The following is a 25708-nucleotide window of genomic DNA, read 5'->3' as shown; positions in this document are numbered from 1 at the left end:
TCATGAGTGCGCACACGCCCTACGGCTCCGCAGACTTCGACACCAGACAATTCCGGACGGCGATGGGGCAATTCTGCACCGGCGTCACCGTCATCACCACCCTCACCGACGACGACCGGCCCGCGGGTTTCGCCTGCCAGTCGTTCGCCGCGCTGTCCCTCGACCCGCCGCTGGTGCTGTTCTGTCCGCAGAAGACCTCACGCACGTGGACGGTGATCGAAGAGCGCGGCGCGTTCTGCGTCAACGTGCTGTCCAACCGGCAGCAGGACGTCAGCGCGAGTTTCGGCGCACCCCGCGACGACAAGTTCACCGGCATCGCCTGGGACCGGTCCCCGTCCGGGCTTCCGGTGATCCGGCATTGCCTGACCTGGGTCGACTGCACCATCGAGCAGGTGACCGATGGCGGCGACCACCACATCGTCATCGGCCGCGCGCAGACGCTCGGCGAGGTGCTGCAGGACAAGCCGCTGCTGTTCTACCGGGGCGGCTACCTGTCCACCGAACATCCGCGGGTGACCCCGGCGCAGGCCGAGTTGGAGAACTTCCTGACCTGGACCGGAGGAGACACCTGGCTATGAGCGCCGCGACCACCGCCTCGGCCGACCCGGTGACGCCGGCCGCCACCGGCCCGTTCACCGCGGCGATCATCGAGGCCGAGAACCTCATTCGCACAGCCGTTTTCGTCACCGGCGAACAGGACCTCGCCGAGGGCCTCGACTATCTCGCCGGCAGCATCTCGGCCATCCTGCATCTGGTGCGCACCCGGAATCTGACGCACCCGGTGTTTGTCACGTCGACCGGGCCGTACACCAAGATGGGCCTGGACAACCCGGATACGTTGTATCTGCACGCCGACATCGAGCCAACCGGGACCTACCGGGTCCGCGGTCGGCGTGGCACCACCGCCGACCTGAGTTTCCAGGTGCTGCGCGGCGATTACACCCCGGACGCGGTCCCGGGTGGGGATGATGCCTTCGATGACCGGCGGCTTGCGATCGAAGCCGACGGCACCTTCGACATCACCTTCCGGCCCGCCGGATCGGCGCCGGCGCCGGGCGAGCTCGTGTTGCCGGAAGGGGCGACCACCCTCTCGGTGCGCGAGGTGTACTCGGAGTGGTCGGCGACCAAGGGTGCCATCGCCATCGAACGTGTCGACACCGCCGGAACCGCGCCCCCCGAACCGGATCTCGAGCGGGTCGAGCGCCGGTATCGCACGGCCGCCAAGATGCTGACCGCACGCATCAACACCTGGTTCAACTTCCCGAAGTGGTTCTACCTCGACGAGCCGGTCAACGCCTTCACCGCGCCGCGCCTGACCCCGGGCGGGCTGGCCACCCAATTCTCCTCGGTGGGCCACTACCGGCTCGGCGAGGACGAGGCGATGGTCATCACCGTGCCCCGATCGGCCGCGCCCTATCAGGGATTCCAGCTCGGCAGCATGTGGTACATTTCCCTGGACTACGTCAATCACCAGACGAGCCTCAATTCGGCTCAGGCACAGGTCGATCCGGACGGGATGATCCGGATGGTGCTCGCGCACCGCAATCCGGGTGTGACCAACTGGATCGAGACGACCGGCCGCGGTCAGGGGATTCTGCAGTTCCGCTGGCAGCGGACCGACGCGCCCATCACCCCCGATCTGGGACCGAGCGCACAGGTCGTCGACTTCGCAGATGTGGCGGCCCATCTGCCCTTCGTCGACCACAACCGCATCGACGAGCACGAATGGTCGCAGCGGATCGCGCTGCGGCAGCGGCAGTTCGCGGCCAGGATGCTCGCATGAACGGCGCCGGCGGGGTAGCACCCGGCGGGGTACTGGCAGGCAAGGTCGTCGTCGTCTCCGGTGTGGGTCCGGGGCTCGGGCGTGCCATCTGTCGCCGTGCCGCGGCCGCCGGCGCCGACGTGGTGCTGGCCGCCCGCACCGAGTCGCGGCTCAAAGAAGTCGCTGCCGAAATCGACGGACACACGTTGGTGGTGCCCACCGACATCACCGACGACCATGCCGTCGACGCATTGGTCGCCGCGGTGATCGAGGAATTCGGCGGGGTCGACGTCCTGGTCAACAACGCCTTCGCGCTGCCGTCGATGAAACCCCTCGCCCGCACCGACTTCGACCAGATCGCCGCTAGTCTCGACCTCACGGTGCTGGGTACATTGCGGGTGATCAAGGCATTCACCGACGCGCTCGCCGACCGGTCGGGTGCCATCGTGAACATCAACTCGATGGTCATCCGCCACTCCGAACCCCGCTACGGCAGCTACAAATTGACGAAGTCGGCGATGCTGGCGATGTCGCAGACGCTGGCCACCGAACTGGGGGACAAGGGAATCCGCATCAACTCGGTGGCGCCGGGATACATCTGGGACGATCAACTGAAGTGGTACTTCGGCGAGGTCGCCGAGAAGTACGGCATCACCGCCGAGCAGGTGTATCAACAGACCGCGGCCCGCTCGGATCTGAAACGTCTGCCCGAACCCGACGAGATCGCCGACGCCGTCGTCTTCCTGGCGTCGCCGATGGCGCGGGCCATCACCGGCCACACCCTGGACGTGAATTGCGGGGAATACCATGACTAGCTCGGCTTCCGTCCGCGCCACCTCCACGCAGGTGGGAACTGTCGACGATCTGCACGAATCGGCCATGCGGGCAACCGGTCTCGACGATTTCGGCGAGGACGACGGCTATCGCGACGCGCTACGGACTCTGCTGGCGTCGTATGCGGACGAGGCCGGGCTGAGCGCGCTGGGCAGCAAGATGTTCCGGTTCTTCCTCAAGGGTGCGCTGGTCGCCCGCCTGCTCAGCGAGGCGTCGTGGCAGGCGAATCGGGGATATGTCGACGTGCCGATCACCCGTCCGGTGTTCGTCACCGGCCTGCCCCGGACCGGGACGACCGCGTTGCACCGGCTGTTGACCGCAGACCCGGCGCATCAGGGACTCGAGATGTGGCTGTGCGACTTCCCGCAGCCGCGGCCACCGCGCGACACCTGGGCCGACAATCCGGTGTTCCGGCAGATCAACGCGGGCTTCGCGCGCCATCACGTCGATAACCCCGAATTCATGGGCCTGCACTACATGGATGCCGGTGAGGTCGAGGAATGCTGGCAGTTGTTGCGGCAGAGCATCATGTCGGTCTCCTACGAGTCGCTGGCGCATGTGCCGACGTACTCGCGCTGGCTGGCCGGTCAGGACTGGACGCCGGCGTATGCGCGGCACAAACGCAACCTGCAACTGATCGGCTCCCATGATCTCGAGAAGCGTTGGGTGCTCAAGAATCCCAGCCATCTGTTCGCCCTCGACGCGCTGATGGCCACCTACCCGGATGCGTTGGTGATCCAGACCCACCGGGCACCGGAGACGATCATCGCGTCGATGTGCAGCCTCGCCGAGCACGCCACCCCGGGATGGTCGACGACCTTCGTCGGCGAGCAGATCGGCGAGTCGCAACTGGAACTGTGGTCGCGTGGGCTGCACGAGTTCTCCACGGCGCGGGCACGATACGACCAGCGTCAATTCCTCGACGTCGACTTCGCCGAGTTGCGCTCCGACCCGTTCGGGGCGGTCCGCCGGGTGTACGCGGCGCTGGGCACCGAGGTGTCTCCGGCGGCGGGTGCGGCGATGCGCGCGCTCGACGAGGAGAGCCACTCGGGCGTGCGGGCGCCGCGGCACACCTACCGGCTCACCGACTACGGCCTCGACGAGGCCACGGTGACCGCGGCTTTCGAGTCCTGATCGTCGCGCACGGCCGACGCTGTGGGATCGGCGGTGCGCGGAAGATCCTCGAACACCGACCGCCAGTGGTGTTCCGGCAGTTCGACGCCGCACCGCAGGACGATGGCCAGGCCGGTGGCCATGGCGATACCCAGCAACCCGAGCTACCGGCTGGTCAGTGCGATCAGCACGAGGGCTACGGTTCGTAGCACGGGCCATGGATCGAGAACGAGCAGAATCGGTGCGCACAACAACTCGTCGTCCTGCTGGGCGAGTATCTGGAGATCCCACGGCGCGAACGCAATCGGCGCCGCGGATCGGCTATCCGGCGACTCCTCCTGACCGGTCGGGGGCGGGGCAAGCGGGCTACAGTGCTCCCATGGCAGATTCGCACCGCCGCACCGAGGAAGGATTTCGTCGGCTCATCGCGTTCACCGACGCGGTCGTCGCGATCGCATTGACGCTGCTCGTCCTGCCGTTGGTCGACATTGCCCACGATCTCACCGAAGGCATAACCGTGTGGCAGGTGTTCTCCGACCATTCCGACCAAGTGATCGGCTTCCTCATCAGCTTCATCGTGATCTGGGTGCTGTGGCGCAACCACCACTCGATGATGGAGTACTTCCGGTCTTACGACGAGGTCCTGTTCAGACTCCACTTCCTGTGGCTCTTCACGATCGTGGCCCTGCCGTTCGTCACCGCGCTCATCAGCGGGCGCGAGATCGAATGGGCGAATCTGGCGTATCTGACGGTGCTGTGGGTGTCGATCGCGTCCCTGTCGGCCATGGCGCTGTGGGGTCGGTCGCACCGGGCGTTGCTCGACGACTCACCCGAGACCGAGCATTGGCTGGCCGGTCCGCCCGACCTCAGCACGATCATCATGCTGACCATCGCGATGGTCGTGACCGCGGTGTTCCACGACGTCGGGATGTGGTCGCTACTCCTGCTGCTGCTGAGCGGGCCGCTGCATGCGGCGGTCGCGCACCGGTGGCGTGCACGTCGATAGCGGGCATCCCGGCGGCGGGAATTCAGTTCTCGTTCGGTTGCAACCGCCGGGCCAGTTCGGCCACCACTTCGTGCGGTTGACCGAACAGTTGCGAACTCGACTGCGCGCGTTTGAAGTACAGCTGGATGTCGTGTTCCCAGGTGATGCCGATGCCACCGTGGATCTGGATGGCGTCACCGGCGACGCGGCAATAGGCCTCGGAGCAGTGGACGTGGGCGGCGGCGGCGAGGTCGGCGGCGTCGGCCGATCCGGCGGCGAGGGCTTCGAGCGCCGCCGTCGCCAGTGAGCGGGAGGTCTCGACGAGGGCGTACATGTCGGCCATCCGGTGTTTGAGGGCCTGAAAGGAGCCGATGGCCCGGCCGAACTGGGTGCGCTCCTGGCTGTGTCGAACCGTCAGATCCAGAGTCCGTGCGGCGCCGCCGACCTGCTCGGCCGACAGCAGCGCCCACGCCGCGGTGCGCAGAGCGACGACCGTGCCGGTGCGGGCGGTGATTGTGGTGGCGGGCACGTCGTCGAAGGTCACGGTGGCCAGCGGCCGGGTCGGGTCGAGCAGCGGCTGTGGCGTGATGGTGACGCCTTCGGCGCGGGCGTCCACGTCGTGCACCGTGGGTCCCGCGTCCGTTCCGGCAAGTACCAGCAGGTGATCGGCGCATTCGCCGTCGAGTACGTAATGGGCGGTGCCCGACAGCAATCCGGCCTCGGCGCGTACCCCGGGCGCCGACCACCCGGCGCCCTCGGCCCAGCACAGCGCGACCACCTGCTCGCCGGTGGCGATCGAGGGCAGCAGGCGGGCGGCTGCGGCGTCGTCGCCGGTGGCGAGGATCGCGGCCGCCGCGAGTGCCGAGGAGAACACCGGCACCGACGCCGTCGCGCCGCCGAGTTCCTCCAGCACGAGGCCGGTTTCGACGAAACTTGCACCCGCGCCGCCGAATTCCTCTGGGATCGGCAGCGCTGCGACGCCGATCTCGGCGCACAGTGTCTGCCACAACGACCGGTCGATACGCGGCGTCGACGTCATCGCCTTGCGCACCGCTGTCGAGTCGGCGCGCTGCCGCAACAACGTCGCAACCGAATCACGGAGTGCGCGGCGATCTTCGGGCGAGACGGCGTCGGCCGGTGCGGGGACCGTCATAGCGTCTCCAGGATGCGGGCCCGATGGGCGGCCGGAGTGCCCCACGCACCGATCAGGGCCCGGGTCTTGGTCAGGTACAGCGACAGGTCGTGTTCGGCGGTGTAGCCGATGGCGCCGAACACCTGAAGCGAGTGCCGCGCCGCGAGATTCGCGGCGTCGGCGGCGGCCACCTTGGCGGCCGAGATGTCGCGGGCGACGTCGGTTCCCGCGGGCGCACCCCCGTCGGCGCCGACGGCCGCGCCGTACACCAGGGGCCGGGCCATCTCGACGGCGATCGCGACGTCCGCGAGATGATGTTTGACCGCCTGGAAGGACCCGATCGGACGGCCGAATTGTGCGCGGGCCACGGCATATTCGGACGCCAGGGTGAGCATGCGTTGACCGAGGCCGAGGAGTTGGGCGGCGGTGGCCAGCGCACCCAAGTCGGTGGCGCGCCCGGCGTCGACGCCGTCGGCGACGGTCTGTACCGCGCGCACCGTCGATACGGTCCGCGTGGAATCCACCGACCGTTCGGTACGCACCGCTTCGGCTGTGCTGAGTGCACCGTCGGTGAGCAGATACACCGCCGACGCCGCGGGGACGTCGGCGGCCAGCGGCGCGAGCGGCGGGGCGGCGACGGTGACGAGCTCGCCCGCGGCGATGCGCTCGAGCGTCTCGTGCTGACCGGCCGAACGCAATGCCGCCGGTGCGACGGCCAGGGTTTCGGCCAGCGGCCCCGGAAAGCCGTGGCGACCGAGTTCTTCGGCGGCCACCACCATCTCGACCGCTCCGGCACCGGAGCCGCCGGCCGCCTCGTCGATCATCAGGCCGAACACGCCGATCTCCGCGAGCTTGGTGACGACGGCGGCCGCGGGAGCGCGGTCGCCGGCGGCCCAGGCGCGGGCCACCGCGGCGCTGTCGGCCTTGGTGAGCAACGCGTCGATGCTCGCGACGAGATCGTCGTGGATGTCGGAACGAAGGAAGTCCATCGTGCTCACCGGTCCCCGCGCGGCAGGCCCAGCAGGCGTTCCGCGATCACGTTGCGTTGGATTTCGTTGGTGCCGGCGTAGATCGGGCCCGAGAGCGAAAACAGGTACCCGTCGAGCCAGGGGTCGTCGAGCTCGGCTTCGGAGCCCTGCAGGTCCAGTGCGGTCTCGTGGGCGGCGATGTCCCACTGCGACCAGAAGACCTTGTTGATCGACGACTCCATGCCCAGCTGCCCACCGGCCGCGAGGCGGCTGACCGTCTGATACGTCGAGAGTTCGTACGCGCGCGAACCGATCCACGCGTCGGCGACGCCCTTGTCGGCAGCAGCGGTCGCGGGCACCGCATCACGCGCTGTCTTCCACAGCTCGACGAGCCGGTCCGTGGTCGCGAGGAATCTCCCGGGGGCGCGCAGCGAGAGTCCGCGCTCGTTGGCGGCGGTGCTCATCGCGACCTTCCATCCGTTGTCGACGACGCCGATCACGCCGGACGCACCCGGATCGTCCGGATCGTCCGGGACGAAGACGTTCTCCAGGAACAGCTCTGCGAAGCCGGGCTCACCGTCGAGCTGGGCGATCGGTCGCACCGTCACGCCGGGCGCACGCAGGTCGAACATGAAGTACGTCAATCCCTTGTGCCGCTGCGCTTCCCGATCAGTGCGGAAGAGCCCGAAGGCCCGGTCGGCGAACGACGACCGCGAGCTCCACGTCTTCTGCCCGTTGAGTAGCCAGCCGCCGTCGGTGCGGGTCGCGCTCGACCGTAGCGACGCCAGGTCGCTACCCGCCTCCGGTTCGCTCCATGCCTGACCCCAGATGTCGTCGGCGCGGGCCATCCGGGGCATGATCCGCTCGAGCTGCTCTGCGTGCGCGTGCTCGAAAAGTGTTGGGGCGAGTAAGAAGATGCCATTCTGGCTGACTCGGCCTGGAGCCCCCGACCGGTAGTACTCGTCCTCGAAGATCAGCCAGTGCAGCAGCGGCTCGTCGCGGCCGCCGAATTCGACGGGCCAGCTGACCACCGACATGTGGTCGGCGGCCATCGTGGCTTCCCACTCGCGGTGCGCCTCGAACCCCGCCGCGGTGTCCATCGACGGCAACGGTTCGGCCGGTACATGAGCGGCGAGCCAGGACCGGACCTCGGCCCGAAACGCCTGTGCCGCATCGTCGAACAACAGATCCACGTCAGGCCCCCGCCCCATTCGCCTGCTTCATCGACTTCGCGTCCATCCCGCCGAGTGAATCCCCGCCCGATGCCTCGGCGTTGGCGGAATGGGCGAAGTGATGCCATCCGAACACCGAATCCATCGCGTTGCGCATACCCATCTGGTCCTCGCAGATGTTGACGGCCTTCTTCGAGAGGAACAGACCCTGCATCGGCATCTCGACGATCTTCTCGGCGATGCCGTCGACCTTGCCGGCCAGCCCGTCGCGTTCGACGACATGGTTGACCATGCCCCATCCGGCGGCCTGTACGGCGGTGAAACGCTCGCCGGTGAACAGGATCTCCTTGGCTCGCCGCGGCCCGAGCACGTAGGCGTGTGCGAAGTACTCGACGCCGGGAATGCCCATGCGCGCAACGGGATCGGAGAAGAATGCGTCGTCGGAGGCGACGATGAAGTCGCACACCCACGCCAGCATCAGGCCACCGGCGATGCATGCGCCGTGGACCTGCGCGATCATCGGCTTGGGAATGTCACGCCACCGCCGGCACATGCCCATGTACACCTCCATCTCGCGGGCCAGACGCTGATCGGCTCCCGACTTGTCGGTGTGATCCCAGTGCAGAACCGCCGCGTTCTCGTAGAAGGTGTCGAAGTCGCGTTCGGGCGTACCGATGTCGTGGCCGGCGGAGAAGTGCTTGCCGTTGGCCCGAAGCACGATCACCTTCACGTCCGCGTCGTCGACGGCCTTCCGGAACGCCGCGTCGAGGGAGTAGGTCATCACCGAGTTCTGCGCGTTGCGGTACTCGGGCCGATTCAGCGTCACGTAGGCGACCGCGCCGCCCGGCCCGCCCGTCTCGTAGGCGACCGGAGTGGTATCCGGGCCGAGATCGTCGGGAGTCAGCACGGGAGGGAGGGCGGCGGCACTCATGCTCCCGAGCGTAACCTAGCAAGTGCTTGGTTGGTAGTGGCGGGTTACCGTGACTCCGGATCGCGACATCGACGGCGCCGTGTGCTGGGCCGAGGCCCTATGAAGTTCTCAACGAACAGGTAGCTGGTTTCAGGCAGCTGGTGTCAGGCCGCGTTGTCGAGTCGTAGGGTGCGCCGGTTGTAGGCGGGGAGTGGTCGTCGTTTGGGGTCGATGGTGGCGGGTGGTATCAGCCACGGATGCCGGTCGAATCCCATCACCACATCCCAGTGATCATTCGGCCCGCTCGCTTCGCTCCCGGCGCCGGCTCTGTCGTGGACATCGTGATGGCAGGCGGTGCAGAGGAGGCACCCGTTGTCGAGGTCGGTAGCGCCACCATCAGCCCACGACACGAGGTGGTGTGCCTGGGTGCGCGATGCGGGTGCACCGCACTTCACGCAGCATTTATCCCTGAGCAGCAGCGCTTTTCGTTGCGACGGCGTGAACAACCGCTTCTCGCGTCCGACGTTCAACGGCACCTGTTCGCCGTCGACGATGACGACGGTGACCGCGGCATCACAACCCAACATTTTTGCCGTCGCAGGGGTCACCGATCCCATGAACTCGAGTGCGGAAAGCTTCGGGGCGTCAGCCGGAATCGTCAACAGGACGCCGCCGGTCGGTTTGCACGACACCGTCTCATCGGCGAAACTCTTCTCCGCAAGCTCGAGAATCGTTTCCAAAGCATCAGCACGTTTCCGTTCCGCCGACCGCGGATCGTGCGAACCGTCGGGCTGAGGTTTCGGCGCGGATAGTGATTCGACCAGGCTGTGCAGTTTCTCCCCGGCGACGGCATCGAGGTTGGCGCGCACATCGCGACGGCCATCATCGGTTTTGTGGTAGCCGAGTTCGTTGATGGCTTTGTCTTCGGCGGCAGGTTTGCCATCGTCGGTGTCGGCGGCGAGTTCGTTGGCGATGGTGCGGGCGTGATCGGTGATCTGGGCCGGCGTCATGCCCGCCGACGACCACGACATCAGTGACATCAACTGCGCCAACCGCATTTCTGGTTCGACTGGTTCGACCGATCGGGTTTCGATGTGCGACAGGCCCCGCACGATCGCGTCGGCGTGTTCGGACGAGATCGAACCATCGGCCGCGTGGCGTCGCAGTGGGTCGATGTCGGTGGCGGTGCCGATCCGTACGAACCGGGCGGCGACGGCGGGCGCGCACCCCATCACGACCAGCAGTTCCCGCAGGCGGCGCCCGTGGCCGTCGGCGACACCCAGGCGGTCGAGTTCACCGGTGAACGCGGCTGCATGATGGTCGGCGAGGTTGCGGATCAGCAGGATCTGTTGCAGTGCGGCGTGTGCTTGCGGCCCGGTCATGTCGGGGCGGGTGCGGAGTTCGGCCAGCTGGTCGACAATGCCGGCCAGAATGGCTGCGGTGTCAGTGCTTTCGATGGTGTCGTCGGCGATCATGGTGCCCCCCTTGGCGATCGATGCGATGTCTCCATCCTACACGCATGCGCCGACAATGGCACCCGAATCTGCGCATTCTGTGGATCGAATGCCGCTTGTGGACAACACGTTTCGAGGTATGAATGGGCGTTCGTTTCTGTCGGAGGGCTGTGCTAGCGCGCTGGCATGGCAGTGCAGCTACCCGTTTCGTGAAGCGCTCGCGCGCTGGGTTCCCGGTGCTGCGCCCAACTGCTCGGCGGCCGCTCGCGTCGCGGCGACGATGCGGTCCAGCTCGGGCACGGCGATCGAACGGTTGGGGCAACTCACCACCGAGGCCACCACGGAGCCCGAGGCGTCGAGAACGGGCGCGCCCACGGTCACCACCGCCACCCGCTCACCGGCGGCCGCGGCCAGCTCGGCGGGCAGGTAGTCGATGGCCGTCAGATGCCCGAGCAACTCGCCGACCTGGGATCGCACACCCTGCGGCACAGCCGTCCGTTCCAACGAGTTCAGTGCGGTCAGGACGGCGACGTGGTCGTCGGTCATCCGCTCGATGGATGCCCCGCGCTCGCGGACGGCGTCGAGGGCGAGGCCCAGTCGGGTGCGTAGCGCGACCGGGGCCTGCGCAATCCACTCCGCACGCACCTCGGCAGGCTCCCAGGCGATGAATTCTCGGCAGACCGGCGGCCGTAGGGGCAGGACCGAGCCCGCTGCCGTCCTGTCGGCACCGGTGTGGTGATCGGGGCCGGGGCGGTGATCGATGATGACGATCTCGTCGCCGACGCGCCGCGCCACAAAGCAGTCGACGCCGAGTTCGCCGGCGAGGGCATCGAGCGTCGGGCGTGCGCGGCGGGTGAGGTGATCGGCGCGCGTGATTCCTGCGGCGAGACCGATCAGCCGGGATCCGGTCGTGTATGTGCCGTCGGGCAGGCGCATCACCCATTCTCGATTGCAGAGTTCGGTGACGACGGCGTGTGCCGTCGCGCGGGAATGGCCGGTCCGGCGGACAATGTCGGCAAGGGCCAGTGGGTGCTCATCGGCGCAGAGGGCCTCGATGACCTGCACGACGCGTGCGGTGGGCGGTGACGGTGACCGCATCGGTTGTTGACCGTGGCCGTTCGACTCGCTTACCGTGTCCGTCACATAGTCAATACTCGGTGTCGACTATTCGACATGTCAAGGAGCGCAGAGTGACAGCGTCATCCGCGGAAATCCCCGCACGTGGACACGATGTGTCGAGGGGGCATGATGTGTCGAGGAGGCACTACGAACTGGGTCACCTCGATGCACTCGAGGCCGAGTCGGTCCATATCTTCCGGGAGGTGGCCGCGACCTTCGAGCGGCCGGTGCTGCTGTTCTCGGGCGGCAAGGATTCGGTGGTGATGTTCCATCTCGCCCGCCGCGCGTTCTGGCCGGCGCCGGTTCCGTTCCCGCTCATGCACGTCGACACCGGACACAACTTCGACGAGGTGATCGACTTCCGCGATCGGGTTGCCGCGCAGACCGGGGTGCGGGTGGTGGTCAGTTCGGTCCAGGACGACATCGACGCCGGGCGCGTGGTCGAGCAGACGGGTCCGGGAGCGAGTCGAAACCGGTTGCAGACCACCGCATTACTGCGCGGGATCACCGAGAACCGCTTCGACGCGGTGTTCGGCGGAGCCCGGCGCGACGAGGAGAAGGCGCGCGCCAAGGAACGGATCTTCAGCTTCCGCGACGAGTTCGGCTCCTGGGATCCGCGCGCACAGCGGCCGGAACTGTGGCACCTCTACAACGGCAGGCACCACAATGGCGAGCACATCCGGGTGTTCCCGCTCAGCAACTGGACCGAACTCGACATCTGGCAGTACATCGCCGCGCAGCACATCGAACTACCCCCGATCTACTACGCACACGACCGTCCGGTGATCGCCCGTGACGGAATGCTGTTGGCCGACACGAGATTTCTTGTGCGTGCACCGGGGGAGAGTGCGCACACCGAGCGGGTGCGATTCCGGACGGTCGGGGATGCCACCTGCACCGGATGCGTGCGCAGCGACGCCGACACCGTCGCGAAGGTGATCGAGGAGGTGGCCACCACCCGCGTGACCGAACGCGGCGCGACCCGCGCCGACGACCGCATCTCCGAGGCGGGCATGGAAGACCGCAAGAAAGAAGGCTACTTCTGATGAATGCCGTCCCCGTGACCGCCGGCGACATCCAGACACCGGGTGCGGCAGGCGAATTGCTACGGCTGGCCACCGCGGGATCGGTCGACGACGGCAAGTCGACGCTCATCGGCCGGCTGCTGTATGACGCCAAGTCGATCTTCTCCGACCAGCTCGAATCGATCGAACGCACCAGCGCCGCACGCGGTGACGAATTCTCCGACCTGGCGCTGCTCACCGACGGCCTTCGCGCCGAACGTGAGCAGGGCATCACCATCGACGTGGCCTACCGTTACTTCTCCACGCCGAGAAGGAAATTCATCATCGCCGATACGCCGGGGCACGTGCAGTACACGCGCAACATGGTGACCGGTGCATCCACCGCAGATCTGGCGATCATCCTGATCGACGCCCGCAAAGGCGTGCTGGAGCAGACCCGGCGGCACGCCTTCCTGGCGTCGCTGTTGGGCATCCCGCACCTGACGGTCTGCGTCAACAAGATGGACCTCGTCGACTTCTCGGAACGGCGATTCGCCGAGATCTGCGCGGAGTTCACCGATTTCGCGTCGAAGCTCACCGTCGGCGAGATCACCTTCATCCCGATCTCGGCGCTGCGCGGCGACAACGTCGTCGACGCCTCACCGGCGATGGCGTGGTATTCCGGCCGCACCCTGCTCGGTCATCTCGAGAACGTGCACATCGCCTCCGACCGCAACCTGATCGATGCGCGGCTGCCGGTGCAGTACGTGATCCGGCCGCAACGCGGCGACGGCGCCGATCATCGCGCGTACGCCGGAACGGTGGCCGGCGGTGTCTTCGCCCGCGGCGACGAGGTGGTCGTGCTGCCCGGCGGTTTCACCACCACGATCACCGGGATCTGGGGGCCCGGCGGCACCGAGGTCGACGAGGCGTTCGCCTCGATGGCGTGCTCGGTGGAACTGGCCGACGACATCGACATCGTGCGCGGGGACATGCTGGCCCGCCCGAACAATCGGCCCTACGTCGCACGCGACATCGACGCGATGGTGTGCTGGTTCAGCGCCGACACCACCCTGGCCGAACGGAGCCGCTACCTGCTGATGGCCGGTACCCGGGCGAGCCGGGCCGAGGTCACCGGAGTGAACTACCGGCTCGACGTCAACACCCTGCACCGCGAAACCGGACCGACATCGTTGGCGCTCAACGAGATCGGTCGGCTCACCCTGCACACGCAGCAGCCCGTCATGTTCGACTCCTACCGGCGCAACCGGGAGACCGGCAGCTTCATCCTGATCGACGAGACCACCAACGAGACCGTTGCGGCCGGAATGATCACGGCGCCGGTCAGTCACGACAGCCACATCGTGTGGCAGGCCACCAAGGTGTCCCGGGAGCACCGGCCCTACCCGGGCGTCACCATCTGGCTCACGGGGCTGTCCGGGTCGGGGAAGTCCGCGCTGGCAACCGAACTGGAACGTCGCTTGGTCGCCGAAGGGCGCCCGGCCTATCTGATGGACGGCGACAACCTGCGTCACGGCCTCAACTCCGACCTCGGCTTCGGCGACGACGATCGGCGCGAGAACATCCGCCGCACCGCGGAGGTCGCCGCGCTGTTCGCCGACTCCGGGTCGGTGGCCATCGTGTCGCTGATCTCGCCGTTCGCCGACGAACGCACCCGCGCCCGCGAGATCCACGCCGAACGCGGCCTGCCCTTCTACGAGATCTTCGTCGACACGCCACTCGACGAATGCGAGCGCCGCGACCCGAAAGGGTTGTACGCCAGGGCCCGGCGCGGTGAGATCGGCCAGTTCACCGGCATCGACTCGCCGTATGAACGGCCCGAACACGCCGACCTCGTTCTCACCCCGTCCGACGGCGCGCCGGCCGAGGCGGCCGAGACGGTGCTCCGAAACCTGGGTCTGTGACCGGGAAACGTAGCGCACAAGCCGAGATCCCATTCAGCTCCGGCGTACTCACGTAACTCGGATGAGCAGCGACTGCTCCACACTTCCCGATAGAGCCCGTGTGCCAATTTGCCGAAGCTTCTGCCGCGTGCTTTAGTTTCACACATTGAAGTTCAGAATGACACATCAACGGTGCGTGATAACGGATCGAACGGGCTAGGAGACTTTGATGGCAGTGGGCACGAGTTCGCGTGAACGACGGCGGGCAGGTAGGTCGCGTCGGGTGCCGGCTGGTGTTGCGGCTGTGGTGCTGGCGCTGACCGCCTTCGTTAGCGGAGTCGGCGTGGCTGGTGCGGCGCCGGGTTCGTTTGCTGATCAGGAGACGGTCAAGCGTGCGGGGTGACGGTGGGATATCACGCGTGTACCCGACTTCGAAGCCTGGTGCAGTGAGTCTGAAGCAACGATTGAGGGGGCGGGTAGGAATTTAGTATGGCGACGCCAACGCATTTGATCAGTACCGGTTTGGGTGACCTATACCTCGGTCCACACGAGACGGCCGACGATTTCGAAGTCGAGCTACGCGGACTCGACGGTCACTCCAACTGTTCGATAATCCTATGTAAGCTGCCAAGGCCTGGTTGGTCTGGAGACTTCGCATCTCCGGAATTGCTAGCAGCCAAGAATTTCTACATACAGGCTGCGGGGCGGGCTGACAAGATGACGCTCGAGATACGAAGAACTGAGAAAGGTCAGGTCGCCCAGTTTGTTGTCGGGTTAATTTCTGAATGTGATCAATCGAGACATCCAAACATTGTGATAGGGATTGGCAATAGCGCGACGACGGTGTACGAGAGCGAGGTCTTCAACGCGCGGTCGGCGGCACAAGTTCTCTATGAATATTACCTAAACGAGGATATTCCGCAGTCGTACGCCCTTAGAAGGATTGAAGTGTGAACTTCATTTGATACGCAAGTGACGTCACAATTGCGCTCTTGTGATGTAGATGTGGGTGGTCTGAGCGTGGTGTGGGGCGCGACGCCGGTGTCTCGCTTAGCCTAATTATTGGGAGCCAAGTTGCGTAAATTAACACATGCTGAATTGCAGCTCATAAGTGCGGGCATACTGAACGGTATTGATGCAACACCGAGCGACTACTTCTATCTCACGTTGGGAGTGGGGGAGAACCATGGCAATTTCAGAAATTCTAGATCCGTTCAATGATGCTGCACCGAATTCGCTTACGCCAGAGGAGATATCGCGATGCATTGAGTGCGCGAAGTTGTCGGTAATGTTTGTGGCAGACTTCGCATACCACGTCAGGATGGGTGTCGACAAGGCCGACGTTCTTGCGTTTATTGTCGCCATGGAGACCACCGGCGAACCTCCAGAGTACTACCCGAATAACCTGAGGTAGGTACTGCTTCGTGGACCGGTAGCGAACTACCTCAAGCGGTATACAAAGCCAACAGCTTCACAGCTGTGCCGGCAGATGGGCATCCGGCAGTCGATGGGCCGAGTCGGATCGTGTCTCGATACGCTGCCGCCGAGCGGTCTACTCGTCGGTGCAGTGGGAAGTGTTGTCACGCAACGCGTTCGAATCGCTTGCAGACGTGAAGCCCGGTGTGCCGTAACTGGTGTTACGGCTTCTACAACCACGAGCGTCGGCACTCCACGATGGGGCTGGTCAGTCCCATCGACTACGAGAACGCAGCTGTCGCGGCGCCGCACAGAGCAGTCCTTCACCATCTGGGGGGCACACACCTCAGGTCGCAGGTATCGGCGTGGCTCACTTGCGGTGACCGCGTTGGTCTACGGAGTCGGAGCCGACGTGGCTGATGGGGCCGCCGGACTCGTTTGTTGCGAGCGTACTGGACCCGGAGGTGATCGTTGATGGCGAGGCGGTTCTGATCAGTTGACGCCGATCGAAGTCGGGATCAACACCAGCCGTGATTACTGAGAGAATCATGACGTGACAGCAACCTCGACGTCCCTGCGTTCGCGCTGCTGTTGACCGCGGCCAACGGCTTTCTCGATTCTTACACCTCTCTGGCTCGTGGCGGGGTGTTCGCCAATGCGCAGACCGGTAACGTGATCTTCTTGGGAATCGGTCTGGCGCACCATCATTGGGTCCAAGCCATCGAGCACGTCGGTCCTATCGCGGCTCTTCGAGGTTAGCCGGGCACTGCTCAGCAATGGAATTGGATGTTGGCCCGCTGGGCGCGGGTGCAGTGGAATCGTATCCGGCGGCGTGAGTTTTCGGTATTGCGGAATCCGCAGGCGACGCGTTTGACCTGTTTGACAAGCCGGTTGTAGCCCTCGGTGCGGGCGTTGGTGATCCCGGTACGCAGGAACGCCAACACTGCCGGCCACCAGGTTTCGATCGTGGAAGCCAGCCGGGCGACCTCGGGGATGTTGGCGTCGGCGCACCAGGTGTAGAACGAGTAGAGCTTGTCGCGGATCTCAGCATCCTCGGCTCCGTGATGTGCGAGGGAAAGAAGTTGGCGCAGTTCTTCTTTGGCGATGTAGGCGACGATGATCTCGTGAGTGGGGTCGCTGTCGATCAGCGCATTCCACATCTTCGCAAAAGACTTGGGAGACAGTCGTTCATGCGCCGTCAACAGTCGCCGCCGGTTTGCCCATTCCGGGTCCCGGGCGCGGCCCCGACGGCCATGAGCGTCGAAGGTCACCCGGCGGCGGACCGCGGTCACCATGTCGTTGGCGAGTTTGACCAGGTGGAAGTGATCGACCACCACTTGCGCGTTCGGCAGCAACTCGGTGGTGACCGCTGCCGCGTACGCCGCCGACGGATCGATCGCGACGTGGGTGATCGTGTCCCGGAACTGCGCGGGTTGAGCGGTCAGCCAGTCGGTGACCGCGGCGCCCGAGCGTCCTTCGACCTGCCCCAACAAGCCCTGATTGCCACCGAGATCGACGAACCCGGTGTCCCACGGGTCCACGCGTATCCAGCGGCGCCATCCTTGTCGCGAGTCCAGCGGGGCTTGCCGCGGCGGGTTTCGTCGATCCCGAGGACTCGTACCGGTTCTGGGTCGGTCAACACGGTCTTGGCGTGTTCAACGAACGCGGTGTGCGCGGTCGGCCACGACACGCCCGCCGCGGCGGCGACCTCGACTACCGAACGCGCCGCCTCACCGATACTGCGGCCGATCTGAGTGCGCAGCCGGGTCGTGGTACGACGTCGTCGCGGCACCTGTGCGATCGATTCGGTGAACGAGCGCCGCTCACACGACCGGTTCCGGCAGTAGTACCGTGTTTTGTTCCAACACCACGTGATTGGATGGTCGCCGTACTGGATATCGCGGGGCCGGGTGACTGCGTGGCCCTTCACCGACGACGAGACTGCCTTGCAGTCCGGGCACCGCGTACCCCCGGACCAGCGGTCACCACATCCACCACCCGAGAACGATCGGCCAGTCGAGTGACCGCCCTGACCTCGAGACCTTCCAGACCCAACAACGACGTAGAGCATCAGCCATGCCCCTGGTACTCCTCACCGAATCGGAATGTTTCGCAACATCCAGATTTCACCGAGACCAGGGGCGTCTCACCTCAACGACACGCCAGCCCTCTGACCAGACACTGCCCGCTCACCTCGAAGAGCCCCTATCGCCGCATTCGCCCTGGGTGTGTTCGTGTATGCGCTCATCAAATCCGGGCGCATCGACCACGTGCTGCCGCACCCCCTTCGGTGGGTGATGGCAGCGCAAGCCCTGGTCCTGCTCGCTGCAGGATGTGTGCCACTGACCGTTCCGCACAGCTACGTCACCGTCCCGATCGCTTTCATGGCCGGTGTACAACTGGGTCTGTTCAGAAACATCGGCGACTTCAATTACGTGGCGATCGCGACCACCGGGAACCTCATGCGCCTCGTAGAGTCGGCTTTCGGCGTTGTCATCGACAAAGACCCCGTTGCCATCACAGCATTCGGGATCTACGTACGGGTGATCGGGATCTTCGCGGGCGGGGCCGTCATCGGGGCGTTCGCCACCCTGGCATGGCATTAATTAACACTCCGCTTGGATACCAGCTGCCCTGCTGGCCCTGACTCTGGCACTGTTCATCCTCGACGAACGGCAGCGGTAGTCGTTCCCACCCCGTACGTGGATCGAAGGCGTTGAGTATTGCGGCCCACGCCGAGACCATCGGTCTCGGTTCCCGATTAGAGTAGCGAAGGTCACGGACATCGAAGTGGGAGACGAGTATGGACGACGACCGCGCACTCGCGGGCGAACTGGCCACCGCGGCAGGGCGTTTGCTGCTCGATATCCGCGCGAACAGCGGACTGGCGGGTAAGGAACTCGGTGACGCAGGCGATCAGCGGTCCAACGAACTGCTGATTCGCCGGCTGGCCGAGGAACGACCCGACGACGCGGTGCTCTCCGAGGAGTCGGCCGACGACAAGTCGCGGCTGAGCGCCGCACGGGTGTGGATCGTCGATCCGGTCGACGGCACCCGCGAATACGGCAAGGGCGACCGGGCCGACTGGGCGGTGCACGTGGCGCTGTGGTCGTCGGCAGACGGCGGCGGCCTGATCGCGGGTGCGGTGGCGTTGCCGGCGCTGGGCGTCACCTACGTCGACGATCCCGGGCCGGTCCCGCCGACAACAGGTCTGGCGAGTTCACCGAAGGGTGACCGGCCGCGGGTGGTCGTCAGCAGCTCACGGCCACCGGCCTTTTCGCAGCCGGTGGCCGACGCCATCGGCGGCGAAGTGCTGTCGATGGGGTCGGCGGGGGCCAAGGCGATGGCGGTGGTGCGCGGCGAGGCCGACGCCTACGTGCACTCCGGTGGCCAGTACGAATGGGATTCGGCCGCCCCGGTTGCGGTGGCCCGGGCAAAAGGGCTGTGGTGCGGGCGCATCGACGGCTCGCCGCTGGTGTACAACCGCGACGACACCTATCTTCCCGACCTGGTGATCTGCCGTCCCGAACTCACCGAGCAGATCATCGCGGTGACCGCTGCTGGTTGAGAACCTTCGGTCAGTTCGGTAGGCGTCCGGCGACGAGGTCGGCGATGAGCGCACCGGGGTAGCCGGGACACACGGAGTTGTAGATGTCGATGGCCACCCCGAGTCGGGTGTTGTCGGCGGTGGCGCCGTTGGCGCGCAACACCGCCGCCTGGGTCGACCGATCGAGTGTCACGAACTGGCTGCACGTCATCGTCGTTGCGTTCGGTGGCGCGGGCACGTCGCTGATCGGTGCGTCGGTGCTCGAATGGGGTTCGGTCGAATCCGGTTCTGTCGCATCGGGAGCTGGGGAGTCGGTGGTGGCGTCGGGGTCGGTGGTCGTCGTGGAGATCGACGCGGCGGCCGGGTCGGCCACCGGGTCGCCGCTGACGGTGCACGCGGGCACCGCCGCGAACACCACCGCGGCGAGCGCGATCATTGCCACCCGGATTCGGCGGGTCCTCATGGATGTCCCTGTGGTCATGCGTGACTCCTCGCCGGTGCCAGCCCCGACAGCACCGACGTCAACGCGGCACGCAGGTCGGTGACCTCGATACGCATCAGCTGCTCGTGTGAGAGCGACTCGAGATCGCCCGTCGCCGACAGCCGGTGTTCGCGTTCCTCTTCGGCCGCCTCGATGACATTGCGGATGAACCGTCCGTTGCCGGCCAGGTCGGTGGCCCGTTGCGGACCCGAGGCATGCCGGCGCACATCGTGATACATCGGTGTGCAGGCCTGCTCGAGTTCGGCGACGGCGTCCTCGGTGAGGATCGAGTCGCGGCGGGCGGCGATGAATTCGCCGATGCGCGCCAGTTCTTCGGGTGTGTAGGACTCGAACCGGATACGGCGTGCGAAGCGTGAGGCCAACCCGTCGTTCGCCGCGAGGAAGCGGTCGATCTCGGCGTCGTAGCCGGCAATGATCACGACGAGCCGATCGCGGTCGTCCTCCATCCGGGCGAGCAGCGCGTCGACGGCTTCGCGACCGAACGCGTCACCGCCGGAGAGTCCCTGCTGGATCAGGGTGTAGGCCTCGTCGATGAACAGGACACCGTCCATCGCGGAGTCGATGAGCGCCGCGGTCTTGATGGCGGTGGAACCCAGGTGTTCACCGACGAGGTCGCGGCGCGTCGCCTCGATCACCTTGTCGGACTTGATGAATCCGAGTCCGCAGTACAGCTTGGCGATCACGCGGGCGACGGTGGTCTTGCCGGTGCCGGGTGGTCCGGTGAATGCCAGGTGCAGGCTGCGCGCCGACGTCGACAGTCCGCGGTCGGCGCGGATCCTCGCCAGCGTGGCCGCCGACTGCAGCTTGGCCACCTGCTCTTTGACCGAGGCGAGTCCGATCTGGGCGTCGAGTTCTTGCTGGGCCTGCGTCACGAGGTCCTCGGATCCGGGCGCCGAGCCCGACGACGTGTCCGGGGCGGGCACGGACGCCGGATCCCACCGGTCGCTGCGGGCCTCGATCTGCTCGGCGCTGGTGACGCTCAGCCGGATCGTCGGACTGCGCATCGCCTCGCCCGCCGCACCGAATGCCGGATCACGCGCAAACGCCTGCTCGAAGGCATTGCGCGCCTTGTCTTCCTGGCCCTCCTCGCGGAGGGCGAGGCCGAGGGCGAACAGGGCACGGGTCGCACAGGCGGCGATCGGACCGTCGACGGCTCGCTGCAGACGGCGCGACCCCTCACCGAACATGCCCAGCTGGACACAGGCGCTGCCGCCCATGTAGTCCGCGGCGGTCCGCAGATAGTCGTCGGTCCAGGTGTCGGCATGCGGCAGCGCGGTCAGGACGTCCGGCCAGCGCTGCGCCGAGAAATGCAGGACGGCCGTCATGAATTCGACGATGGGGGAGCCGGCGCGGATCTGCGCGAGCACCTCGGCCGCCCCGGCGAGGTCGTGGCCGCGGATGAGGGTGGCGGCGTAGGCGGCGGTGGCGTGGTCGGCGTCGATGAGGGGGTAGTCGATGAACATCCCCGTGTACCAGCGGCCGACGAGGAGTCCCGGCGGCAGCCCGAGCCGCCGCTGCTCGCGACCGAGCGCGTCGCGATTGCGGTAGATCGCCAGCAGGGCCTCGTTCACCCCGTCACCGGAGCCGCCGGTGGCGGCCGGCCCGCATGCGAGCCGCCCGATCCACGCATCGGCCATGCCGGGATCCCACTCGGTCGCCCGGGTGAACGCGAGCGCGGCCTGCTCCGGATTGTCGATCGGTTCGGTGCCCTCGACCGGAATACCCATCGACAGCACACCGAGTTCGAACAGCTGCCGTGCCCTACCGACGTCGATCATCGAACCTCCCCCTATGCCGGCCCCAGCCGGTCCCGCAGACAGCGTAATCGGTGGTGCGCGTCACCGTGGGGTGATGCGCGACGACGGCACCGACGCCGGCGGATCGGCGGTGGGTGGGGCGTCGGGGTGCACGTCTAGAATGGCCTGGTGAGCGATCAGACTCAGGTGGACACCGTCACCGCAGCCGCCCAGACGCCCGATCATCCCCAGCCCTACCGAGAGCTCGGCCTCAAGGACGACGAGTACGAGCGCATCCGCGAGATCCTCGGACGCCGTCCCACCGACGCCGAGCTGGCGATGTATTCGGTGATGTGGTCCGAGCACTGCTCCTACAAGTCGTCGAAGGTGCATCTGCGCTACTTCGGCGAGACGACCACCGACGAGATGCGGTCGGGGATGCTCGCCGGGATCGGTGAGAACGCCGGCGTCGTCGACGTCGGCGACGGTTGGGCGGTGACGTTCAAGGTCGAGTCCCACAACCATCCGAGTTATGTCGAGCCGTATCAGGGCGCGGCGACCGGTGTCGGCGGCATCGTCCGCGACATCATGGCGATGGGCGCCCGGCCGATCGCGGTGATGGACCAGCTGCGCTTCGGCCCGGCCGACGCCCCCGACACCCGCCGCGTCGTCGACGGGGTGGTGCGCGGGGTCGGCGGCTACGGCAACTCGCTCGGCCTGCCCAACGTCGGCGGGGAGACCGTGTTCGACGCCAGCTACGCCGGCAATCCGCTGGTCAACGCGCTGTGCGCGGGCGTGCTGCGCACCGAGGACCTGCACCTGGCCTTCGCCAGCGGCGCAGGCAACAAGATCATCCTGTTCGGTGCGCGCACCGGGCTCGACGGCATCGGCGGGGTGTCGGTGCTGGCGTCGGAGACCTTCGACGACAGCGGTGACGCTGCGGGTCCCAATCGCAAGAAGTTGCCGAGCGTGCAGGTCGGTGACCCGTTCACCGAGAAGGTGCTCATCGAATGCTGTCTGGAGCTCTATCACGCCGGGCTCGTGATCGGCATCCAGGATCTCGGTGGAGCCGGTTTGTCTTGCGCCACTTCCGAATTGGCTGCTGCCGGCGATGGCGGCATGCGCATCGACCTGGAGCAGGTGCCGATGCGCGCGGTCGGCATGACGCCCGCCGAGGTGCTCTCCAGCGAATCGCAGGAGCGGATGTGTGCGGTGGTGGCCCCGGAGAACGTCGAGGCGTTCATGGCCGTGTGCCGCAAGTGGGATGTGCTGGCCACGGTGATCGGTGAGGTGACCGACGGCGACCGCCTCGAGATCACCTGGCACGGGGAGACCGTCGTCGACGTGCCCCCGCGCACCGTCGCCCACGAGGGGCCCGTCTACGAGCGTCCGGTGGCGCGGCCGGACTGGCAGGACGAGGTCTCCGCGTCGACCACGGCGTCGCTGGCGCGGCCCGCGACCGCCGACGAGTTGCGGGCGACGCTGCTGACGATGCTGGCCTCCCCGGCACTGTGCAGCCGCAAGTTCATCACCGAGCAGTACGACCGGTACGTGCGTGGCAACACCGTGCTCGCCGAGAACGCCGACTCGGGCGTGATCCGCATCGACGAGCGCACCGGCCGCGGCATTGCGCTGGCCACCGACGCGTCGGGCCGCTACACCTACCTCGACCCGTACCGCGGCGCGCAACTCGCGCTGGCCGAGGCCTACCGCAACGTCGCCGCGTCGGGCGCCACGCCCAAGGCCGTCACCAACTGCCTCAACTTCGGGTCACCCGAGGACCCGGCGGTGATGTGGCAGTTCCAGCAGGCGGTCCGTGGGCTCGCCGACGGGTGTGCGCAGCTGGGCATCCCGGTGACCGGCGGCAACGTGAGCTTCTACAACCAGACCGGCTCGACCGCGATCCTGCCCACCCCGGTCGTCGGTGTGCTCGGCGTCCTCGACGACGTCGCGCGCCGCCTGCCCACCGGCTTCGGCACCGAGCCAGGGGAGACCCTCATCCTCCTCGGACAGACCCGCGACGAGTTCGACGGCTCGATCTGGGCGCAGGTCGCCCACGATCACCTCGGCGGGGCGGCGCCGTCGGTGGACCTCGATCACGAGAAGCTGCTGAGCGACATCCTCACCGCGGCCTCGCGTGACGGACTGGTCTCGGCCGCCCACGACATCTCCGAGGGCGGCCTGATCCAGACGGTCGTCGAATCGGCCCTTGCCGGGGAGACCGGCTGCCGCGTCCTGTTGCCCGAGGGCGCCGACCCCTTCGTCTGGTTGTTCTCCGAATCGTCCGGGCGGGTGCTGGTGGCGGTGCCGCGTACCGAGGAGTCGCGCTTCGTGGCGATGCTCGATGCCCGCGGCATGCCGTGGACGCGCATCGGCGTGGTCGATCAGGGCAGCGACGCCGTCAGCGTCCAGGACCAGTTCGAGGTGCCGCTCGACGAACTCCGCGAGGTCTACGAAGGAACGCTTCCGCGGCTGTTCGGGTGAGCCGCGGGGGTATGCGCCGTCCGGCGTTCTCGGTGCCGGGCCGACCTGCGCGTCGGTGACCGCGCCGGGCTCGTGTGCTTCGATGCGACGGAAACCAACAGAGAGGCCCTGTCACATGACCGCTCCGATCGGCGGCTCGGGACCGCAGCCGTACGGCCAGCCACCCGTATACGGGCAGCAGCAGCACCCGGGATATGGGCCGAATGTATACGGCCAGAATCCGTTTGGTGCCCAGCCGCAGCGGCAGGCGGCACCCGGTACCGCGTACGCGACTGCGGCGCTCGCCATTCTCGGCGCGCTCTACATGCTGCTGGACCTCGGCCTGGTCGTGGTGTGGAACGCCAGCCACCACTTCGAGGTGCTCCGGTATGGCAGTCCCGCGCAAGCCCTCGCCCTCATCCTGCTGGTGATCGTGCTCGGGCTCCTTGGGGCCGGGGGAGTCCTCGTCCTCGTCCGACGCCCCGCCGGCCGGATCCTCGTCGTCGTCGGCGCCGGGCTCTATGTGCTCCAGTTTCTGGGATGGTGCGTGTACTGGATGGTCGCCTACGGCGTACCCGGGCCCGACTCCATCATGGTGACGCAGGGACTGATCATGGGGACGCAGGGACTGCCCCACGTCCCCAACCTTGGTGTCCTCGACCTCCTGCTTCTCGTCTTCCCGATCGTCACCGCGGTCCTCGCGTTGTTGCCGTCGACGTCCCGGTGGCTACGAGCACGTCCGCAACGCGGTCCGGTCCCGAGCGGGCCTCCGCGCTGGTGACTGCGCCGGGCTCGTGTGCTTCGATGGAGCGAATCGCATCGTCGTTGTGCTGTCGTGAATACCCCGCGATGGCCGGCACCGAACCAACAGAGAGGCCCCGCCACCATGACCACTCCACCCGACGACCCCGGGTCGCAGCCGTACGGTCAGCAATCCAACCCGGGCTCGTCACCGTGGGACAAGACGGTCTACGGCGGCGTCCCGCAACCCCCGGCTCCTGGCCAGTCTTCCCCTGACCAGCCCGTCTACGGACAGCAGCAGCCGACCTATGGACAGCAGCAGCCGACCTATGGACAGCAGCAGCCGACCTATGGGCAGCAGCCGACCTATGGACAGCAACCGGTCTACGGCCAGCAGCCCGTGTACGGCCAGCAACCCGCATATGGTCAACCCGCCTACCCGCAAAACCCTCTCGGAGACCCGTATGCCGCAAAGCCATCCAGTGGGACTGCGATAGCCGCGGCCGTCCTGGCATTCCTCGGTGGTGTGGGAGCCATCGTGGGTATCGTCGGCGCGATCGCGGTGATCGTCGCGATCTCGGCGCTGACCACCTCCAGCGAACTCGACAAGATTCCCGGGTGGTACTCGGCAATTCTCGTGATCCAGATCATCATCGACATCGTCCTCGCGGTGCTGTTGATCTGGGGTGGCGTAGCAGTGCTCCGGCACAAGATGATCGGACGGATACTCGTCGTCGCCGGCTGCGCCGTGTCGATCGTGTTCGGCATCGTCGGTGCCATTGCGGGCATCGCCGTCCGGGCCGCGCTGTCCGACAACGGCGTCAGCGGCGGCTTCGGTACGGGCGCACTCGGATTCGTGGGGCTGGTCTTCCCGATCGTCACCGCGATCCTGGTGCTGCTGCCTTCGACCACCGAATGGATCAAGGCGCGCTGATCTGATCAGCGT

General features: G+C 66.6%; 20 protein-coding genes and 3 pseudogenes. 14 read left to right on the top strand and 9 right to left on the bottom strand.

What is annotated here, in order from left to right:
- Positions 1-2 precede the first annotated feature (2 nt).
- The 5 genes from hsaB (at position 3) to ACLQ3C_RS17175 (ending at position 4715) form a co-directional block, all read left to right on the top strand.
- The gene (gene hsaB, locus ACLQ3C_RS17195; protein ID WP_425706296.1) at positions 3-578 is read left to right on the top strand and encodes a 3-hydroxy-9,10-secoandrosta-1,3,5(10)-triene-9,17-dione monooxygenase reductase subunit; all 576 of its coding nucleotides are present in this window, start codon (positions 3-5) and stop codon (positions 576-578) included.
- Complete coding sequence (locus ACLQ3C_RS17190) at positions 575-1783, top strand: hypothetical protein (RefSeq protein ID WP_425706295.1); 1209 nt, start codon at positions 575-577, stop codon at positions 1781-1783. Before hsaB ends, ACLQ3C_RS17190 begins: the two co-directional genes overlap by 4 nt.
- On the top strand, positions 1780-2577 hold the full coding sequence (locus tag ACLQ3C_RS17185) for an SDR family oxidoreductase (RefSeq protein WP_425706294.1): 798 nt from the start codon (positions 1780-1782) through the stop codon (positions 2575-2577). Before ACLQ3C_RS17190 ends, ACLQ3C_RS17185 begins: the two co-directional genes overlap by 4 nt.
- Entirely contained in the window at positions 2570-3730 is a 1161-nt protein-coding gene (locus ACLQ3C_RS17180) for a sulfotransferase family protein (RefSeq protein ID WP_425706293.1), read from the top strand. The genes ACLQ3C_RS17185 and ACLQ3C_RS17180 overlap by 8 nt, the downstream gene beginning before the upstream one ends.
- 358 nt (positions 3731-4088) lie before the next feature.
- Positions 4089-4715: a TMEM175 family protein gene (locus ACLQ3C_RS17175; RefSeq protein ID WP_425706292.1), complete on the top strand. Its 627-nt coding sequence runs from the start codon at positions 4089-4091 to the stop codon at positions 4713-4715.
- A gap of 22 nt (positions 4716-4737) precedes the next feature.
- Here ACLQ3C_RS17175 and ACLQ3C_RS17170 read toward each other — a convergent pair whose 3' ends face one another.
- The 6 genes from ACLQ3C_RS17170 to ACLQ3C_RS17145 all read right to left on the bottom strand — a co-directional run bounded on the left by ACLQ3C_RS17170 (position 4738) and on the right by ACLQ3C_RS17145 (position 11428).
- Positions 4738-5847, bottom strand: coding sequence for an acyl-CoA dehydrogenase family protein (locus ACLQ3C_RS17170; RefSeq protein WP_425706291.1), 1110 nt, complete (start codon positions 5845-5847; stop codon positions 4738-4740).
- On the bottom strand, positions 5844-6815 hold the full coding sequence (locus ACLQ3C_RS17165) for an acyl-CoA dehydrogenase family protein (protein WP_425706290.1): 972 nt from the start codon (positions 6813-6815) through the stop codon (positions 5844-5846). The genes ACLQ3C_RS17170 and ACLQ3C_RS17165 overlap by 4 nt, the downstream gene beginning before the upstream one ends.
- Positions 6816-6820: 5 nt before the next feature.
- Positions 6821-7987, bottom strand: coding sequence for an acyl-CoA dehydrogenase family protein (locus ACLQ3C_RS17160; RefSeq protein ID WP_425706289.1), 1167 nt, complete (start codon positions 7985-7987; stop codon positions 6821-6823).
- 1 nt (position 7988) lies between these two features.
- Positions 7989-8897, bottom strand: a complete 909-nt coding sequence (locus tag ACLQ3C_RS17155) for an enoyl-CoA hydratase (RefSeq protein ID WP_425706288.1) — start codon at positions 8895-8897, stop codon at positions 7989-7991.
- Between the two features lie 143 nt (positions 8898-9040).
- A complete protein-coding gene (locus tag ACLQ3C_RS17150; protein WP_425706287.1) occupies positions 9041-10351 on the bottom strand; it encodes a DUF222 domain-containing protein in 1311 nt (436 codons plus the stop codon).
- A gap of 177 nt (positions 10352-10528) precedes the next feature.
- On the bottom strand, positions 10529-11428 hold the full coding sequence (locus tag ACLQ3C_RS17145; RefSeq protein WP_425706286.1) for a helix-turn-helix domain-containing protein: 900 nt from the start codon (positions 11426-11428) through the stop codon (positions 10529-10531).
- A gap of 113 nt (positions 11429-11541) precedes the next feature.
- Between ACLQ3C_RS17145 and cysD the strand changes: the two genes are divergently transcribed.
- From cysD to ACLQ3C_RS17125, 4 genes and pseudogenes are all read left to right on the top strand, one after another.
- The gene (cysD, locus tag ACLQ3C_RS17140; protein WP_425706320.1) at positions 11542-12495 is read left to right on the top strand and encodes a sulfate adenylyltransferase subunit CysD; all 954 of its coding nucleotides are present in this window, start codon (positions 11542-11544) and stop codon (positions 12493-12495) included.
- Positions 12495-14378 (top strand): adenylyl-sulfate kinase, encoded by a 1884-nt coding sequence (gene cysC / locus ACLQ3C_RS17135; RefSeq protein ID WP_425706285.1) that lies wholly within the window; start codon positions 12495-12497, stop codon positions 14376-14378. The genes cysD and cysC overlap by 1 nt, the downstream gene beginning before the upstream one ends.
- A gap of 1623 nt (positions 14379-16001) precedes the next feature.
- Positions 16002-16193, top strand: a pseudogene (locus tag ACLQ3C_RS17130) (hypothetical protein); the annotation flags it as partial.
- 133 nt (positions 16194-16326) lie between these two features.
- A pseudogene (locus ACLQ3C_RS17125) lies at positions 16327-16520 on the top strand (YoaK family protein); the annotation flags it as partial.
- A 23-nt stretch (positions 16521-16543) separates the two neighbouring features.
- Here the strand turns inward: ACLQ3C_RS17125 and ACLQ3C_RS17120 are convergent.
- Positions 16544-17831, bottom strand: a pseudogene (locus tag ACLQ3C_RS17120) (ISL3 family transposase).
- 149 nt (positions 17832-17980) lie between these two features.
- On the opposite strand from ACLQ3C_RS17120, the gene ACLQ3C_RS17115 reads away from it, so the two are divergent.
- Positions 17981-18379, top strand: a complete 399-nt coding sequence (locus ACLQ3C_RS17115; protein WP_425706319.1) for a DUF1275 family protein — start codon at positions 17981-17983, stop codon at positions 18377-18379.
- Between the two features lie 197 nt (positions 18380-18576).
- Positions 18577-19341, top strand: coding sequence for a 3'(2'),5'-bisphosphate nucleotidase CysQ (locus ACLQ3C_RS17110; RefSeq protein ID WP_425706284.1), 765 nt, complete (start codon positions 18577-18579; stop codon positions 19339-19341).
- Positions 19342-19351: 10 nt separating this feature from the next.
- Here ACLQ3C_RS17110 and ACLQ3C_RS17105 read toward each other — a convergent pair whose 3' ends face one another.
- Both ACLQ3C_RS17105 and eccA read right to left on the bottom strand, forming a co-directional pair.
- The gene (locus ACLQ3C_RS17105; protein WP_425706283.1) at positions 19352-19801 is read right to left on the bottom strand and encodes a hypothetical protein; all 450 of its coding nucleotides are present in this window, start codon (positions 19799-19801) and stop codon (positions 19352-19354) included.
- Positions 19798-21600: a type VII secretion AAA-ATPase EccA gene (gene eccA, locus ACLQ3C_RS17100; protein WP_425706282.1), complete on the bottom strand. Its 1803-nt coding sequence runs from the start codon at positions 21598-21600 to the stop codon at positions 19798-19800. The genes ACLQ3C_RS17105 and eccA overlap by 4 nt, the downstream gene beginning before the upstream one ends.
- Positions 21601-21747: 147 nt before the next feature.
- On the opposite strand from eccA, the gene purL reads away from it, so the two are divergent.
- The 3 genes from purL (at position 21748) to ACLQ3C_RS17085 (ending at position 25696) form a co-directional block, all read left to right on the top strand.
- Positions 21748-24042, top strand: a complete 2295-nt coding sequence (gene purL, locus ACLQ3C_RS17095; RefSeq protein WP_425706281.1) for a phosphoribosylformylglycinamidine synthase subunit PurL — start codon at positions 21748-21750, stop codon at positions 24040-24042.
- Positions 24043-24157: 115 nt separating this feature from the next.
- Positions 24158-24802, top strand: a complete 645-nt coding sequence (locus ACLQ3C_RS17090) for a hypothetical protein (protein ID WP_425706280.1) — start codon at positions 24158-24160, stop codon at positions 24800-24802.
- A gap of 105 nt (positions 24803-24907) precedes the next feature.
- Positions 24908-25696, top strand: a complete 789-nt coding sequence (locus ACLQ3C_RS17085; RefSeq protein ID WP_425706279.1) for a hypothetical protein — start codon at positions 24908-24910, stop codon at positions 25694-25696.
- Positions 25697-25708: the final 12 nt, after the last annotated feature.

Source organism: Gordonia sp. DT30, from assembly GCF_049844915.1.
In the GTDB taxonomy this organism is placed as follows: domain Bacteria; phylum Actinomycetota; class Actinomycetes; order Mycobacteriales; family Mycobacteriaceae; genus Gordonia.
This window is presented reverse-complemented; position numbering and strand designations above follow the sequence as displayed.